17 protein-coding genes, 1 pseudogene and 1 riboswitch are annotated in these 13,949 nt (G+C 68.9%); of the genes and pseudogenes, 3 read left to right on the top strand and 15 right to left on the bottom strand.

All coding sequences use genetic code 11. The features are described from left to right. Positions 1 to 118: 118 nt before the first annotated feature. Together H5395_RS14300 and H5395_RS14295 are read right to left on the bottom strand one after the other, a co-directional pair. Positions 119 to 217: pseudogene (locus tag H5395_RS14300) on the bottom strand (IS5/IS1182 family transposase); the annotation flags it as partial. Positions 218 to 343: 126 nt separating this feature from the next. After that, positions 344 to 538, bottom strand: coding sequence for a hypothetical protein (locus tag H5395_RS14295; protein ID WP_182793247.1), 195 nt, complete (start codon positions 536 to 538; stop codon positions 344 to 346). A gap of 50 nt (positions 539 to 588) precedes the next feature. Here H5395_RS14295 and H5395_RS14290 point away from each other — a divergent pair, with 50 nt between their 5' ends. Further along, a complete protein-coding gene (locus H5395_RS14290; RefSeq protein WP_182793246.1) occupies positions 589 to 1,068 on the top strand; it encodes a type II toxin-antitoxin system RatA family toxin in 480 nt (159 codons plus the stop codon). Here the strand turns inward: H5395_RS14290 and H5395_RS14285 are convergent. Next, the gene (locus H5395_RS14285; protein ID WP_182793245.1) at positions 1,029 to 1,634 is read right to left on the bottom strand and encodes a gamma-glutamyl kinase; all 606 of its coding nucleotides are present in this window, start codon (positions 1,632 to 1,634) and stop codon (positions 1,029 to 1,031) included. The two genes, H5395_RS14290 and H5395_RS14285, sit on opposite strands and share 40 nt — an antisense overlap. A 102-nt stretch (positions 1,635 to 1,736) precedes the next feature. On the opposite strand from H5395_RS14285, the gene H5395_RS14280 reads away from it, so the two are divergent. Together H5395_RS14280 and H5395_RS14275 are read left to right on the top strand one after the other, a co-directional pair. Further along, positions 1,737 to 2,309 (top strand): DUF4202 domain-containing protein, encoded by a 573-nt coding sequence (locus H5395_RS14280; RefSeq protein WP_182793244.1) that lies wholly within the window; start codon positions 1,737 to 1,739, stop codon positions 2,307 to 2,309. Next, a complete protein-coding gene (locus H5395_RS14275) occupies positions 2,306 to 3,073 on the top strand; it encodes a cobalamin biosynthesis protein CbiX (RefSeq protein ID WP_182793243.1) in 768 nt (255 codons plus the stop codon). Before H5395_RS14280 ends, H5395_RS14275 begins: the two co-directional genes overlap by 4 nt. A gap of 256 nt (positions 3,074 to 3,329) precedes the next feature. Here the strand turns inward: H5395_RS14275 and H5395_RS14270 are convergent, their stop codons facing one another. The 12 genes from H5395_RS14270 to guaD form a co-directional block, all read right to left on the bottom strand. Beyond that, positions 3,330 to 4,058 (bottom strand): ABC transporter permease, encoded by a 729-nt coding sequence (locus tag H5395_RS14270; RefSeq protein ID WP_182793242.1) that lies wholly within the window; start codon positions 4,056 to 4,058, stop codon positions 3,330 to 3,332. Then, positions 4,055 to 4,738 (bottom strand): ABC transporter ATP-binding protein, encoded by a 684-nt coding sequence (locus H5395_RS14265; RefSeq protein WP_182793241.1) that lies wholly within the window; start codon positions 4,736 to 4,738, stop codon positions 4,055 to 4,057. The genes H5395_RS14270 and H5395_RS14265 overlap by 4 nt, the downstream gene beginning before the upstream one ends. Further along, positions 4,735 to 5,403 (bottom strand): thiaminase II, encoded by a 669-nt coding sequence (gene tenA / locus H5395_RS14260; RefSeq protein ID WP_182793240.1) that lies wholly within the window; start codon positions 5,401 to 5,403, stop codon positions 4,735 to 4,737. The genes H5395_RS14265 and tenA overlap by 4 nt, the downstream gene beginning before the upstream one ends. Beyond that, positions 5,400 to 6,338, bottom strand: a complete 939-nt coding sequence (locus H5395_RS14255; protein WP_182793239.1) for an ABC transporter substrate-binding protein — start codon at positions 6,336 to 6,338, stop codon at positions 5,400 to 5,402. The genes tenA and H5395_RS14255 overlap by 4 nt, the downstream gene beginning before the upstream one ends. Continuing rightward, positions 6,338 to 7,267 carry a HesA/MoeB/ThiF family protein gene (locus H5395_RS14250; protein WP_182793238.1) on the bottom strand — a complete coding sequence of 310 codons (930 nt, stop codon included), beginning with the start codon at positions 7,265 to 7,267 and terminating at the stop codon, positions 6,338 to 6,340. Before H5395_RS14250 ends, H5395_RS14255 begins: the two co-directional genes overlap by 1 nt. A gap of 146 nt (positions 7,268 to 7,413) precedes the next feature. Then, positions 7,414 to 8,013 (bottom strand): thiamine phosphate synthase, encoded by a 600-nt coding sequence (locus H5395_RS14245; RefSeq protein ID WP_182793250.1) that lies wholly within the window; start codon positions 8,011 to 8,013, stop codon positions 7,414 to 7,416. Continuing rightward, positions 8,013 to 8,777 (bottom strand): thiazole synthase, encoded by a 765-nt coding sequence (locus tag H5395_RS14240; RefSeq protein ID WP_182793237.1) that lies wholly within the window; start codon positions 8,775 to 8,777, stop codon positions 8,013 to 8,015. Before H5395_RS14240 ends, H5395_RS14245 begins: the two co-directional genes overlap by 1 nt. Position 8,778: 1 nt before the next feature. Beyond that, complete coding sequence (gene thiS, locus H5395_RS14235; protein WP_182793236.1) at positions 8,779 to 8,976, bottom strand: sulfur carrier protein ThiS; 198 nt, start codon at positions 8,974 to 8,976, stop codon at positions 8,779 to 8,781. Continuing rightward, entirely contained in the window at positions 8,954 to 9,955 is a 1,002-nt protein-coding gene (thiO, locus tag H5395_RS14230; protein WP_182793235.1) for a glycine oxidase ThiO, read from the bottom strand. Before thiO ends, thiS begins: the two co-directional genes overlap by 23 nt. Further along, a complete protein-coding gene (thiD, locus tag H5395_RS14225) occupies positions 9,940 to 10,734 on the bottom strand; it encodes a bifunctional hydroxymethylpyrimidine kinase/phosphomethylpyrimidine kinase (protein ID WP_182793234.1) in 795 nt (264 codons plus the stop codon). The genes thiO and thiD overlap by 16 nt, the downstream gene beginning before the upstream one ends. A gap of 47 nt (positions 10,735 to 10,781) precedes the next feature. Then, positions 10,782 to 10,886, bottom strand: a riboswitch (TPP riboswitch). Positions 10,887 to 11,107: 221 nt separating this feature from the next. Further along, positions 11,108 to 12,541, bottom strand: a complete 1,434-nt coding sequence (locus H5395_RS14220; protein WP_182793233.1) for a Glu/Leu/Phe/Val dehydrogenase — start codon at positions 12,539 to 12,541, stop codon at positions 11,108 to 11,110. Positions 12,542 to 12,650: 109 nt separating this feature from the next. Then, positions 12,651 to 13,943, bottom strand: a complete 1,293-nt coding sequence (gene guaD / locus H5395_RS14215) for a guanine deaminase (RefSeq protein WP_182793232.1) — start codon at positions 13,941 to 13,943, stop codon at positions 12,651 to 12,653. Positions 13,944 to 13,949: the final 6 nt, after the last annotated feature.

Here is a 13,949-nt window from a genome sequence, read left to right as displayed (position 1 = left end):
AGCAGTCATGTCCGCGATCGGGAAGGTGACTTCGCCGGTCGGTCAAGCCGCCCGGGCAAAGGCTCTCTGTGCAGGGAGGAAGGACGACCTACTTCTGCCGTGCCTTGCGATCGGCATAGCGCCGGTCATCGACCCGGGGCTTGCCATGGCCTTTCGGAAAGAAAGGCCTCAAGCGCTCTGACCTGCCCCCCGCGGACAGCCAGAAAAGGTTGCTCATGGATCAGAACTCCTTGCGGAGTTCTGATCCATGTCGAGCGCTCAGAAACAATGGGACTGAACAGCTAGCGACGCCTGTGGCGTGCTTGTGCTTTGCGACGCAGGACGCCGAGGCTAGAGCAGCGCGTCAGGGCATCGGCACGCGCGGGCCACCGTGGCCGGGGCGGTCCATCTGCGCCCAGTCGGGTACCCAGCCCATCCACTCGATCGTCCCGATCGCCACCACAACCGCCACAATGGCCGCGACCATTGCCGCCTGGCGCGCCGAAGGCGGATTGCGGACCCATCGCGCGGCCCGCATCAGCCAGATCATGTTGTTCATCCTGCTCGACCTCTGTTAGACAAGCCCCGCCTGACGCCAAAGGACCGCCTGTGCCCCGCCACGCCGAAACCAGAGTGCTGCCCCATACCGCGCAGCAGATGTATGACCTCGTCGCGGATGTTGAAAGCTATCCGAAGTTCCTGCCGTGGAACACCGCGGCCCGCATCCGCTCGCGTCAGCAGCAGCCCGACGGCTCCGAGGTGATCGAGGCCGATCTGGTCATCAGCTTCAAGGTCTTCCGCGAACGCTTCGGCAGCCGGGTCACGCTGTTTCCGGCCGAAAAGCGCATCGACACCCGCTACCTGGACGGCCCCTTCACCCATCTGCACAGCGAATGGACGTTCGCCGACCGCCCCCAGGGCGGCTGCGAGGTCGGGTTCTTCGTGGATTTCGAGTTCCGCAGCGCCCTTCTCGGAAAGGTGATCGGCGTCGTCTTCGGCGAGGCGATGCACCGCATCGTCCGCGCCTTCGAGGAGCGGGCGAAGAAGCTTTACGGCGCAGGCCGGGCGGCGGATTCCCACAGGGCGTAGTCGTCCGCCAGCACCTCGCGCAGCCGGGAAGCGGTGGTTTCGGACAGGGTCATGTCCGCGGTGGGCGAGACATTGACGCGGTTCAGCCTCAGTTCGGTCTTCAGCACCTCCTTGAAGTGGCGGAGGACCTCGTCCATCCGTTCATACTGGAACAGGATGTCCGGCCCGCGCTTGCCCGGGGCAGGGGACAGGAAGCCCGACTGCCGCCCCAGCGCCGCGTAAGGCGGGCGCTCGTCTGAAAGGTAGTCCTGGATGAAGCCCTCGAAGCTGATGCCGATGGTGCTGTTCGGCTGGCCCAGCGTCTGCGGCCGCTGGCGATAGCGATACCAGCTTCCCAGCCACGAGATCGGCTCGCGCACCACCGCCGCGACCCGGAAGCGGGGGCCGGGAATGTTCCGCAGCAGGGGCTCGATCCGCAGGTTGTACTGGCTCATCGTCAGGTGCTTGATCTCTGGGCGGGACCGCAGGACGATCTCGGCCTTCGGCGCAAGCGCGGCCTCAAGCGCGGTGGTCCCGGTCTTGGGGATCGACAGCAGCACGAGGCGGGGGGCGACGAAACCCAGCATGGAACGGACCTTTCCTGTTGGGCGCGGTATTCCCGCCGGGGGGCGGCTTGGCAAGCCCGCGCCGCCGTGGCACCTGTTGGACGCAACGCAAGGGAACGCAGCATGACGCCACGCCAGCAGGTCTTCGCCGCCATCGACGCCGCCAATGCCGCCGATCCGCGGCTGGAAGACGGCCAGCCGGTCGAGCTGCTCTACGGCCAGCGGATGACGGCCGAGCAGGAGCGGCTTCATCCCGACGCCACCGACGCCCTGGCCATCGCCTGCCGCGGCCAGCATATCGAGCGCTGGCTGCTGCCGCGCCAGGATTTCCCCGAAGGGCGCGAGGGCTACCTGACCTGGCGCCGTGAACAGGGCCGCCGCCATGCCGAGCGCGTCATGGGCCTGATGCGCGATGCGGGCTATCCCGAGGATCAGGTGGACCACGCCGGCCGGATGCTGCGGAAGGAAGGCATCAAGCGCGACCCGGCCGTGCAGGCGCTGGAGGACGTGGCCTGCTTTACCTTCATCCGCCACTATCTCGGCGATTTCGCCACCACGCAGGAACCCGACGCGCTGCTGGTGATCGTCCAGAAGACCGCCCGCAAGATGTCGCCCGAGGCCCGCCTCCGCGCGCTGACCGAGTTCCCGATGCCCGCGCAATTCGCCGCCGCCTTCGAGCTTGAGGACGCAAGATGATCGACCTCGCGCCCCCCTGCGAAGGCTGCCGCTGCGCGACCGGCGCCGGTCCGGTCCAGCCCGCCGGCACCCCCTTTGCCGCTATCGTCGCCCATGGCCAACCCGGCGATCCCGGCGCGCTGCAGCCCGAACTGGAGGCTTTGGCCGAAAAGGTGCAGGCGCTGATGCCGGGCTGGACGGTGCGGGGCGCCACGCTTGCCTGCCGCCGCAGCCTTTCGGCGCTTGCGGGCGTGCAGTTGATCTTCCCGCAGTTCATGGCCGACGGCTGGTTCGTCCGCAGCGAGACGCCCCGCCGACTGGCAGAGGCCGGGGTCGAGGGGGCGCAGCTGATCGCGCCACTCGGGCTCGACCCCGAAATGCCGGTCATCGGCGCGAAGGCCGCCCGCGATGCGGCGCGGGCGGCGAGGATCGACCCGGCAGGTGCCACGCTGGTCGTGGTGGGCCATGGGTCCAAGGGGTCACGCGCCTCTGCCAACAGCACCCGCGCCTTTGCAGAGGCGCTGCCGGGTGGCGCGGGCTTCGCCCATGTCACCACCGCCTTCATCGAGGAGGCGCCCTTCCTCTCCGATGTCGTGCCCCAAGGCCCCGCCGTCTGCCTGCCCTTCTTCGCCACCAACGGCGGCCATACGATCGAGGACATCCCACAAGGCTGGCACGGGCACGGCCCCATAACGCCTCCAATCGGCACGATCGGCGACATCCCCCGCCTGATCGCCGCCGCCCTGCAGAAGGCCGCCACCACAGCCGAGGTTGCGGGCGGCTGACGTTCTCTTTTGCCGCTGCCTTGCGGGGGCTGTCTGTCCCCGCGAGGCCTTCGGCCTCCTCCGGTATCATGTGAGACCGTCTGCAACTTTCTCGGAGGGCTGACAAATGTCCGTGGCCTTCCAACCGATCGGCCAGAAGGCGGGCCAGGAAGCAGCCCTTGTGGCTGCCTTGGCGTCGGATGGGTCCGAGAGGCCGCTTCTGCTGAGGAGGGCCACGATAAGGGCGAAGACGGGGACAAACCCCATCCCTTTCACATCAGAACCCGCGCCTCTCCAGCATCCGCGCAAGCGTCCGGTCAACGATGGTGTAGATCGTCAGCGACATCGCCACGACGACGATCAAGGCCGCGAACATCAGGTCGGTCTTCATTCGCCCGTTTGCCTGGATCATCAGCGCGCCCAAGCCTCGCGCGCCGCCGACCCATTCGCCGATGACCGCGCCGACCGGCGCATAGATGGCGCCCAGCCGCAGCCCGGATGCCAGCCGGGGCAGCGCCGCCGGGAAACGCAGGTGGCGCAACTCGGCCCAGCGGCCTGCGCCCATCGTCCGCACGACGTCCATCTGCGCCGCGGGCGGCGACATCAGCCCGTCATAAAGCGCCTGCGTCACGGGCACGAAGACGATCAGCACCACCATCGCCACCTTGGGCGCCATGCCGAAGCCCAGCCATAGCGTCAGGATAGGGGCCAGCGCGAAGACCGGGATCGTCTGGCTGACCACCAGCGCGGGCGACAGCGCGCGCCCGAGGCGCGGGAAGGCCACCATCGCCGCCGCCGTGGCGATGCCGAGCGTCGCGCCCAACGCCAGACCCAGCACCGTCTCCCACGCCGTCAGCATCGCCGCGGGGGCAAGCTCGGCGCGCGATTCCCACAGGGCGGTTCCGACCGAAAGTGGTCCGGGCAGAAGGTATGGGGGCAGGGCGGTGACGCGCACGAAGCCCTCCCACAGCAGCAGGGCGGCGGCAATGGCAAGCAGCGCCCTCATGCGAGCAGCCTGTCCGTCAGGGTGGCCTGCGCGGCCAGCACCTCGGGCGCGTCGTGGCGGCGCGGCACGGGGCCGGGCGGGGCAGGGTGGTCGTGCAGGCCCCCGGGTGTCATGACCACGATGCGGTCGCCCAAGCGCGCGGCCTCGGGGGGGTCATGCGTGACCATCAGCACGGTCCTGTCCCGCAGCAGCGCCGCCGCCATGTCGCCGGTTTCAAGCCGCAGGCGCGCATCCAGCGCCGAGAAGGGCTCGTCCAGCAGCACCAGCGGCCGGTCCTCGGCCAGTGTGCGGGCCAGCGCTACCCGCTGCCGCTGGCCGCCTGAAAGCTGCGCGGGCAGGCGGTCCTCCAACCCTTCCAGCCCAACGGCCTCGATCAGCGTGGCGACGCGGGCGGGATCGCCGCGCTGCCGCCGCAGGCGCGAGCCGAGGCCCACGTTCTGCGCGACCGTCAGCCAGGAAAACAACCCCGCGTCCTGCCCCATCAGCGCGCAGGAGACGGTTGAGACCTCGCCCCTGAATTCGACCCCTGTCGGCAGCCCGGCCAGCAGCCGCAGCAGCGTGGACTTGCCGACGCCCGAGGCCCCCAGCAGGCAGGTCAGCCGCCCTGGTTCCAGCGCCAGCGCCAGCGGCCCGAACAGCCCCGGCACCTCGCCCGAGACCCGCGGGGTGGCCGGGGTCATGCCCGACCCAACCCCCAGAACGCCGCTTCGAGCCGCGTTGCCGTGGCGAAGTGATCCGCCAGCCCGCCCCAGCGCGGCAGCGTCTCGGGCGCATCACCCAGACGTGCGGCCACGGCACCGTCGATCAGTGCTCCGACCTCGCGGCAGGTACGCTGATAATCCTCGGCCGCATAGGTCTCGATCCAGTCGCGGTAGGGGGTGTTCGCGCCTTCCCGGGCAAGCCGCGCGCCAATCTCGCCATAGCCCAGCACGCAGGGCGCGAGCGCCGCCAGCAGGTCGAGGAAATCGCCGCTGTAGCCCGCTTCCAGCACATAGCGCGTATAGGCGAGATTTTCGGGCGCCTCGGGCGTGCGCTCAAGCTGGTCCGCCGTAATGCCAGCCTCGGCGCAGAGACGGATGTGCAGCGGCATCTCGTGGTTGACCAGCGCATCCACCGTGGCGATGCAGGCGCGCATCTCGGCCAGCGTCCCCGCCTTGACCGCGCCCAAGGCCCAGGCGCGGCTGAAGTGGATCAGGAAGCGGTAGTCCTGCACCAGATAGCGCAGGAACGCGTCGCGCGGCAGCGTCCCGTCGCCCAAGCCCTGCACGAAGGGATGGCGCACATAGTCGTCCCACGCATCAGCCGATGTGCGCCATGCGGCGAAGCTGCGGCCATAATACGTCATTCCGCCGTCCCCGGATCGAGCGCGAGCCGCTCGACCGGCCAGACCTCGTCGATCAGCCCGGCGTCCAGCAGGAACTGCTCGAAGCGGCGATAGCGGCCGTGGTCCAGCGCGGCAGGCGACAGCGAGAAGCGGCCAAAGGTGTCCTCCCACGCCTGGGTGTTCAGCTCGTCCGACAGGTCGGGGGCGTGGTCCGCGAAGATCTCGCGCGCCTCCTCAGGGTGGTTCAGCATGAACTGCGTGCCGCGTTCCAAGGCGGACAGGAAGCGGTTCACCCGGTCAAGGTCCATGCGCTCGGGATTGGCCAGAAAGATCAGTTCGTCATAGGCAGGCAGGCCCTCTTCCTCAAGGAACAGGCAGCGGCCCTCGCCGCCCGCCAGCCGCATCTGCGTCACCTCGAAATTGCGGTAGCTGCCGATGGTGGCGTCCACCTGCCCCGACAGAAGCGCCGAGGTCAGGGCCCAGTTGACGTTGACCATCTCGACATCGTCCAGCGTCATGCCTTCGGTCGCCAACAGGGCCGAGACCAGCGCCTGCTCGACCCCGGCGACCGAATAGCCGATCTTGCGGCCCTTGAGATCGGTCACTTCCTGAACCGGCCCGTCCGCGCGCACCATCAGGCAGTTCAGCGGCATCCCGATCAGGGTGCCGACGCGGCGCAAGGGCAGTCCCTCATGCACCTGAAGGTGCAGTTGCGGCTGGTAGCTGATCCCCAGATCGGCGCGGCCCGCCGCCACCAGCTTGGGCGGGTCGGCAGGATCGGCGGGGGAAACGATCTCGACCTCAAGCCCGGCATCGGTGAAGAAGCCGCGTTCCTGCGCGATCACGATGGGGGCGTGGTCGGGATTCACGAACCAGTCGAGCATCAGCGTCAGCCTGTCCTGCGCCAGCGCAGGCGTGGCCAGCACCATCAGCGCGGCTGTCAGAAGGTGCTTCATCAGCGGTCTCCGGTGGCGATCAGGACGATGTCGGGATGCGAGGCCGCAAGGATGCGGGCCGCCCGCCATGCCCGCAGGCCCGACCGGCAGGCGATGACGGCGCGCGTTCCTTCCGGCGGCTGCGGCGGGGCGGCGGGGTCGGCGCGCAGGGCGGCGGGATGGACGGGCGTCGGGGCCTCGTCCTCTCCGCGCAGTTCCAGCACGAAGTCGCCCTCGCGGATGTCGCTGGTGTCGATGAAGCGGAAGCCGCCCTCGGGCTCGGGCGCACCGTCGAAGCGGAAGCCGCCCCAGCGCAGGCCCGTCCCCAGCGTGACCAGTTGGCCCAGGGGCGAGTGCTCCAGCCCCAGCAGCACCGCTAGCGCCATCTGCGCCTGCGTGGTGCCCAGCATCCCGACAATGGGGCCAAGCACACCGGCGGTCGCGCAGGTCGCCGCCCGCTCGGGCAGGTCGGGGAACACCGCACGCAGGCTCGGCGTCCCGCCGCAGAAGCCGCCGCAATAGCCCGTCAGCCCCAGCGCCGATGCCGAGATCAGCGGCACCCCCGCCGCCATGCAGGCGTCCGAGAGGATGTAGCTCATCGCAAAGCTGTCGCCGCAGTCCAGCACAACATCCATGCCGGCGACCAGCGCCGCGGCGTTCGCAGGCCTCAGCATCTGCAGCACAGGCGTCACGGACACGCCGGGATCGAGCGCCGCGACGAAGGCCCGCGCCGAGTCGGCCTTGTTCCACCCGACCCGTCCGGCATGGATCGGCTGGCGGTGCAGGTTGGTCGTCTCGACCACGTCGGGATCGACGATGGTCAGCGCCCCCACGCCTGCACCCGCCAGATACATGATCGCCGGCGATCCGAGCCCGCCCGCGCCGACAACGAGAAGCCGCGCGCCTCGCAGCCGCGCCTGTCCCGCCTCGCCCACCTCGGGCAGGATCATCTGGCGCAGATGCCGTTCTTCTTCGAGAAGTATCCCACGGGGGTTCCGAGCGCCCGGAGAACAGTCCGGTGGACTGTTCTCAGCGAGGAAGGGGCCGTCAGGCCCGAGGGGGTGTGTGAAACCCCCGTCTTGGGGCGCGCCCGCGCTCATGCCACCGCCCTCAGCCATTCCCGCATCCGCATGTCGGGATCAGGATTCAGCGTGATGTCCGTCACCGCCGAGACGACATCCGCCCCGGCATCCAGCGCCGCCCGGCCCCGTTCGGGGGTCAAGCCGCCAATGGCGACCAGCGGCACGTCGCCCACCCGTCGCTTCCATTCCGCCACGCGGTCCAGCCCCTGCGGCGCCCATGGCATCTTCTTCAGGATCGTGGGCCAGACCGGGCCGAGCGCGACATAATCGGGCCGCAGCGACAGGGCGCGATCAAGCTCGGCATCGTCATGGGTGGACAGGCCCAGCCGCAGCCCGGCGGCGCGGATCGCGGGCAGGTCGGCTTCGTCCAGATCCTCCTGCCCCAGATGCAGCCAGTCGCAGCCAAGCTCGATGGCCAACCGCCAGTGATCGTTGACGACAAGGATCGCCCCCGCCGTGCGGGCATGGTCGCGCGCCGACGCGATCTCGGCCCGCAGCGCATCCTCGGGTGCATCCTTGATGCGAAGCTGGACCATGCGCGTGCCCACCGCCAGCGCCCGCGCAATCCACTCGGCGGAATCGAAGATCGGATAGAAGGGCGGCAACCCTTGCATCACTGCAGGAACGCCTTGCCGATCAGGGGCGTCGAGGGCGTCGCCATCTCGCGCTCGTCAATCGGGTCGGCAAGGAAGGCCGCGCGGCCGGCATCGAGCGCCTGCGCCATCGCGTGGGCCATCGTCACCGGGTCGCCCGCCTTGGCGACGGCGGTGTTCAGCAGCACCGCGTCGAAGCCCATCTCCATGGCCGCCGCCGCGTGGCTCGGCCGCCCGATGCCGGCGTCGATCACCAGCGGCACGTCCGGGAAGGCCGCCCGCAGCGCCCGCAGGCCGAGCGGGTTGTTCAGCCCCAGCCCCGAGCCGATGGGCGCCCCCCAGGGCATCAGCACCTCGCATCCGGCGCGCAGAAGCCGGTCGCAGACCGACAGGTCCTCGGTGCAATAAGGGAAGACCCTGAAGCCCTGAGAGGACAGTTCCCGCGCGGCCTCGACCAGTGCGAAGACATCGGGGGCCAGCAGGTCGTCATGGCCGATGACCTCGAGCTTGATCCAGTTCGTCCGCAACAGTTCGCGCGCCATCTGGGCGGTGGTCACGGCTTCCTTCACCGTGTGGCAGCCCGCGGTGTTCGGCAGAAGCGCGACATCCAGTTTCTCGATCAGGCGCAGGAAGTCCTGCCCCCCGCCCGATTCCCGGCGCAGCGAGACGGTGGCGACGCCTGCGCCAGAGGCGCTGAAGGCCGCGGCCAGGATCGCCGGGCTGGGATACTGCGCGGTGCCCAGCATCATCGGCGAGGATATGGACTTGCCGTAGAAGACCGGCATCTCAGCCTCCCTGCATCGGCGACAGGATCTCAAGCGTGTCGCCGGGCGACAGTTCCGTCCCCGGTCGTGCGTCCGCTGGGACGAACTGCCCGTTCAGCGCCGTCGCGACCCTTGCATCGCCCAGGTCCAGCACGGCCAGCGCCTCGGCGACGGTGGCCGCCTCGATCTCTTTCGTTTCACCGTTGATCGTCAGTTTCATGCCAGAACTCCGGTTTCTCGCCCGTCTCGATATGGTCGGCAAGCTGCCGGGCGACCGAGGGCGCAAGCAGATAGCCGTGGCGGTAAAGGCCATTGGCGTAAAGGCGGCCATCGGCACGGCCGATGCGGGGAAGGTTGTCGGGGAACGCCGGGCGCGCATCAGCGCCCAGTTCGAGGATCTCGGCCTCGCCGAAGGCCGGGTTCAGCGCATAAGCCGCGCTGAGCAGTTCCAGCACCGAGCGCGCGGTCACGACGCCGCGCCGGTCGCTTTCGATCATCGTTGCCCCCAGCATGAAGACTCCGTCGCCGCGGGGAACAAGATAGATGGGAACGCGCGGATGCAAAAGCCGGACGGGCCGCGACAGTTTCACCTCGGGGCAGCGCAGCACCAGCATCTCGCCCCGGACCCCGCGCAGGTCCGGCAGGATGTCGCGGGCGGAAAGGCCGCGGCAGTCGATGACCTCGCCCGCGTCCCCGGGCAGTTCCGCCGCGACGGCAATGCCCCGCGCCATCAGGCCGGACTGCAGCGCGGCCATGGCGGCGCGCGGGTCCAGATGCGCCTCGGCCGCAAAGAACAGGGCGCGGTCGAAGCGGTCGCCCAGATCGGGTTCCAGTCCGGCGATGCGGTCGGCGCCCAGAACCTCGAAGCCCTCGGTGCGGCGGGCGAAGCGGTCCAGCTCCGCCCGGTCGCGCCCCAGCGCCACCACAAGCGTGCCGTTTCGGGTAACGCCGCCCGTGTGGCTCTCCCACCAGTCGATAACGGCCCGGCCATGGCGCAGGACCGGCTCCTCGGCGCTTTCGAATTCGCAGAAGGGCGCGAGCATCCCGCCCGCCCACCAGGAACAGCCGTGCCCGCCGGGTCCGAGCGCCGGGTCCACCAGCGCAACGGCATGACCGCGAGAGGCGAGTTCCGTCGCGACCGCCAGCCCCATGACCCCGGCGCCAAGGATGGTGAAGCGCCCGGTCACGCCGTCCACCATTCGTGGAAGTGATGCACCGGACCATGGCCGCTGCCCACCCGCAGGCTGTCCGCGGCGGCGATTGCGCCCTGCAACCACTGATGAGCGCGTTCCACGGCCTCGGGGACCGGCCGGCCAAGCGCCAGCCCCGCCGCGATGGCCGAGGACAGCGAGCAGCCGGTGCCGTGGCTGTTCTTCGTGCGGATGCGCGGCGCGGTGAAGGTGCGGGTTTCGGGGCCGACCAGCAGGTCGGTGCAGGTCTCGCCCTCGGCATGACCGCCCTTCATCAGCACCCATTCGCTGCCCAGCGCAGACAGCGTCCGTCCCTGCGCCTCGGCCTCGGTCGTGTCCCCGGCCACGGTGCGGCCCAGCAGCCGCGCGGCTTCCGGCAGGTTTGGGGTCAGGACCGTGGCGCGCGGCATCAGCAGATCGCGCAGGGCGGCGATGGCGTCATCCTCGATCAGCCGGTCGCCCGATTTGGCGATCATCACCGGATCGAGGACCAGCGGCAGCCTGCGCCCTTCCAGCGCCTCGGCCACGGCCCTTGTAGAGGCCGCGGTCCCCAGCATCCCGATCTTCACCGCGCCGATGTCCAGGTCGTCGAAGACGGCCTCGATCTGGGCGCGGATCATCTGCGGAGAAACGCCTTCCACGCGGGTCACGGTGCGGGTGTTCTGCGCGGTGATCGCGGTCAGGACGCTGGCGCCATAAACGCCCAGCGCCGAGAATGTCTTGAGATCGGCCTGGATACCGGCCCCGCCACCGCTGTCAGACCCCGCGATGGTCAGCGCGATCGCCATGTCTTCCCCCAACGATGGCCGGCAAAGGGGGACATGGCAGCCGCAGTTGCGCGGCATGGCCCGTTCCCTTCGCCGGCATGACCCGGATCAGGTTCGATGGGTGCTGTGCCTTGCACATCTCAGCCCCGCGCGGGGCGCCCCAACGAGCGTCGGCGTCAAGCATAGCGGCGCCTGCGCGGAACGCAAGCCAGCCGCGTCGGCGCCGGATTTCACGACTCGCAGCCCATCCTCGCGCAACGCTCCCGGGGGGTCTTTCCACCCTGATCCGACTTTGCCCCCGGTTTTGGACAGTTTCAGATATCCTCGGAAGAATCGCCGGAACAGCGACGGAGGCAGACAGCCCCCAGGCTGCCGTGCCGACCCGATGCGCCGCCTACAGCCCCAGCGCGCCGTAGCTGGTGGCGATGCGACGGATCGCCACGATGTAGGCAGCGGTCCGCAGGTCGGGCACGCGCGAGTCCTCGGCCTGCACGGTCGCCATCTGCTGGAAGGCGGTGCGCATGGTGTCGTCCAGCCCCGAGCGCACCAGTTCCAGTTCGTCCGCACCGCGCAGGTATTTCTGCTTGAAGCCCTCGGACAGCGTCCAGCCCAGCCCCGTGTGGGCGGAGAGGCGTTCCAGTTCCTCGACCAGCAGGGCGTGGCGGGCTTCCTCCTGCCGCCGTTCCAGCCGGCCGAAGCTGATCTGCTGCAGGTTCTTCACCCATTCGAAATAGCTGACGGTGACGCCGCCGGCGTTGGCGTAAAGGTCGGGCAGGATGACGGTGCCGCGCTGGCGCAGGATCTCGTCGCCCTCGGCGGTGATGGGACCGTTTGCGGCCTCGACCACCAGCCGCGCATGGATGCGGTCGGCGTTTCCGGCGTGGATCACCCCTTCCATCGCCGCAGGGATCAGGATGTCGCAGTCCAGTTCCAGCGCTTTGACCGAATCCGCTTCGAAGCTTGCGCCGGGGAAGTCCTTGACCCCGCCGGTCGCGTGCATGTGCGATTGCAGGTCGGCGATGTTCAGGCCGTCCGGGTTCATCACCGCGCCGTCGCGCTCGGCCACGGCGATGATCTTCGCGCCGTCCTCGGTGGACAGGAACTTCGCCGCATGGAAGCCCACGTTGCCCAGGCCCTGCACGACGACGCGCTGCCCTTCCAACGAACCCGACAGCCCCGCGCGTTCCAGCACCTCGGGCGTGCGGAAGACCTCGCGCAGCGCATACTGGACACCACGGCCCGTCGCCTCGACCCTGCCCGCGATACCCCCCAGCCGCAGCGGTTTGCCGGTGACGCTGGCGCGGGCGTTGATGTCCTCGGGGTGCAGGCGCTTGTAGGCGTCGGCCATCCAGGCCATCTCGCGCTCGCCCGTGCCCATGTCCGGCGCCGGCACGTTCTGGCTGGGAGAGATCAGCCGCCGCCGCGACAGCTCATAGGTGAAGCGGCGGGTGATCTGTTCCAGCTCGTTCGGCTCCCACGCGCGGGGGTCCACGGTCAGCCCGCCCTTGGAGCCGCCGAAGGGCAGTTCGACCAACGCGCATTTGTAGCTCATCAGCGCGGCCAGCGCCTCGACCTCGTCCTGGTTGACCCCAAGCGAGTAGCGGATGCCGCCCTTGACCGGCTCGTGGTGTTCGGAATGGACGGAACGGTAGCCGGTGAAGGTGTGGATCTCGCCCCGCAGCCGCACCCCGAAGCGGACGACATAGGTCGAGTTGCAGACGCGGATCTTCTCCTCCAGCCCCGGCGCGAGGTCCATCAGGCTCGCGGCCTGGGTGAACATCCGGTCGACCGAGTCGCGGAACGACGGCTGCGTAAAGGGAGCATTCATGGCGGGCGTCCTTTCAGGGGGCGCCTGCGGGCGCCGTTGTCTGCCTGAAGCTTAGGCGTCCCGTGCGGCTTTCGTCCACGATCGCGTGACGTTCCGCCGATGCGGCTGGTCAGTTCGCCAGACTCGCCTTCATCGGCCGGCCCGCGACATAGGTTTCCACCACCGCCCGATCGTCGCCCATGACCTGCAGGATGAACAATTCCTGCATCAGCGAGTCCACCTTGTCATGACGCAGCCGCATGGCTTCAGTAGCGCGGGGGTCCAGCACCACGAGATCGGCATATCGACCGGGCTGAACGCTGCCGACCCGGTCATCGATTCCCAGCGCAATGGCATTGCCGCGCGTGGCCCAGTGGAAGGCCGCGAAGGGATGCATCCTCTGGCCGCGCATCTGGGCGATCTTGTAGGCCTCGGCCAGCGTTGCCAGCATCGACCAGCTTGTGCCGCCGCCGATGTCGGTGGCAACCCCGGTGACGACGCCCGCATCCCGCATCCCCCGGTCGTCGAACAGCCCCGATCCGAGGAACAGGTTCGAGGTCGGGCAATGGATCGCCCTTGTGCCGGTCTCCGCCATCCGTGCGATTTCGCGGTCGTTCATGTGGATTGCGTGGCCCATCAGGCTGCGCGGACCCAGAAGGCCGAAGCGGTCGTAGATGTCGAGGTAATCCTGCGCCTTGGGGTAAAGCTGCATGGTCAGCTCGATCTCGGCGCGGTTCTCGTTCAGGTGGGTCTGAATCGCGAGGTCGGGGTTCTCGGCAGCGAGAGTCCCGGCGGCGCGCAACTGCTCGGGCGTCGAGGTGATCGCAAAGCGCGGCGTGATCACATATTCCAGCCGCCCGCGCCTGTGCCAACAGTCGATCAGCGCGCGGCTGTCGTCATAGGAGGCCTGCGCGGTGTCCAGCACCGCTTCGGGCGCGTTGCGGTCCATCATGACCTTGCCGGCCAGCATCGCCATGCCCCGTTTTTCAGCGGCCGCAAACAGCGCCTCGGCGCTTTCGCGGTGGACGGAACAGAAGGCGCTGGCCGCGGTGGTGCCGTTCAGGATCAACTGATCGAGGAAGGCTTCGGCCATGCGGGCGGCATGGATGGGGTCGCGGTATTGCGCCTCGATGGGGAAGGTGTGGTCGTTCAGCCAGTCCAGAAGCTGCGCGGCCCAAGCGGCCACGACCTGCACCTGCGGGAAATGGATGTGCGGATCGACGAAGCCCGCCATGATGATGTAGGGGCGATGGTCGATTTCCTGCGCCTCGGGGTCCTTGGTGTCGGCGTAGTCGCCCACCGAAAGGATGCAGCCGTTCTCGATCAGGATTGCGCCGTTATCCCAAAAGTGGTGACTGTTCTCGGTCTCGGCGGGATCGGCATGGAAGCTCAGCACGCGGCCGCGCAGAAGGGTCTTGGTCATCGGGGG

The sequence above is a fragment of the Paracoccus sp. MC1854 genome (genome assembly GCF_014164635.1).
Classification (GTDB): Bacteria; Pseudomonadota; Alphaproteobacteria; order Rhodobacterales; family Rhodobacteraceae; genus Paracoccus.
This window is presented reverse-complemented; position numbering and strand designations above follow the sequence as displayed.

Coding starts and splice junctions, on each gene's coding strand:
- H5395_RS14270 (WP_182793242.1), bottom strand. CDS start 4,058: ATGAGGGCGCTGCTTGCCATTGCCGCCGCCCTGCTGCTGTGGGAGGGC.
- tenA (WP_182793240.1), bottom strand. CDS start 5,403: ATGACGTATTATGGCCGCAGCTTCGCCGCATGGCGCACATCGGCTGAT.
- H5395_RS14280 (WP_182793244.1), top strand. CDS start 1,737: ATGACGCCACGCCAGCAGGTCTTCGCCGCCATCGACGCCGCCAATGCC.
- H5395_RS14295 (WP_182793247.1), bottom strand. CDS start 538: ATGAACAACATGATCTGGCTGATGCGGGCCGCGCGATGGGTCCGCAAT.
- H5395_RS14220 (WP_182793233.1), bottom strand. CDS start 12,541: ATGAATGCTCCCTTTACGCAGCCGTCGTTCCGCGACTCGGTCGACCGG.
- H5395_RS14265 (WP_182793241.1), bottom strand. CDS start 4,738: ATGACCCCGGCCACCCCGCGGGTCTCGGGCGAGGTGCCGGGGCTGTTC.
- H5395_RS14240 (WP_182793237.1), bottom strand. CDS start 8,777: ATGCCGGTCTTCTACGGCAAGTCCATATCCTCGCCGATGATGCTGGGC.
- H5395_RS14275 (WP_182793243.1), top strand. CDS start 2,306: ATGATCGACCTCGCGCCCCCCTGCGAAGGCTGCCGCTGCGCGACCGGC.
- H5395_RS14245 (WP_182793250.1), bottom strand. CDS start 8,013: ATGCAAGGGTTGCCGCCCTTCTATCCGATCTTCGATTCCGCCGAGTGG.
- H5395_RS14285 (WP_182793245.1), bottom strand. CDS start 1,634: ATGCTGGGTTTCGTCGCCCCCCGCCTCGTGCTGCTGTCGATCCCCAAG.
- H5395_RS14255 (WP_182793239.1), bottom strand. CDS start 6,338: ATGAAGCACCTTCTGACAGCCGCGCTGATGGTGCTGGCCACGCCTGCG.
- H5395_RS14250 (WP_182793238.1), bottom strand. CDS start 7,267: ATGATCCTGCCCGAGGTGGGCGAGGCGGGACAGGCGCGGCTGCGAGGC.
- thiS (WP_182793236.1), bottom strand. CDS start 8,976: ATGAAACTGACGATCAACGGTGAAACGAAAGAGATCGAGGCGGCCACC.
- thiD (WP_182793234.1), bottom strand. CDS start 10,734: ATGGCGATCGCGCTGACCATCGCGGGGTCTGACAGCGGTGGCGGGGCC.
- thiO (WP_182793235.1), bottom strand. CDS start 9,955: ATGGTGGACGGCGTGACCGGGCGCTTCACCATCCTTGGCGCCGGGGTC.
- guaD (WP_182793232.1), bottom strand. CDS start 13,943: ATGACCAAGACCCTTCTGCGCGGCCGCGTGCTGAGCTTCCATGCCGAT.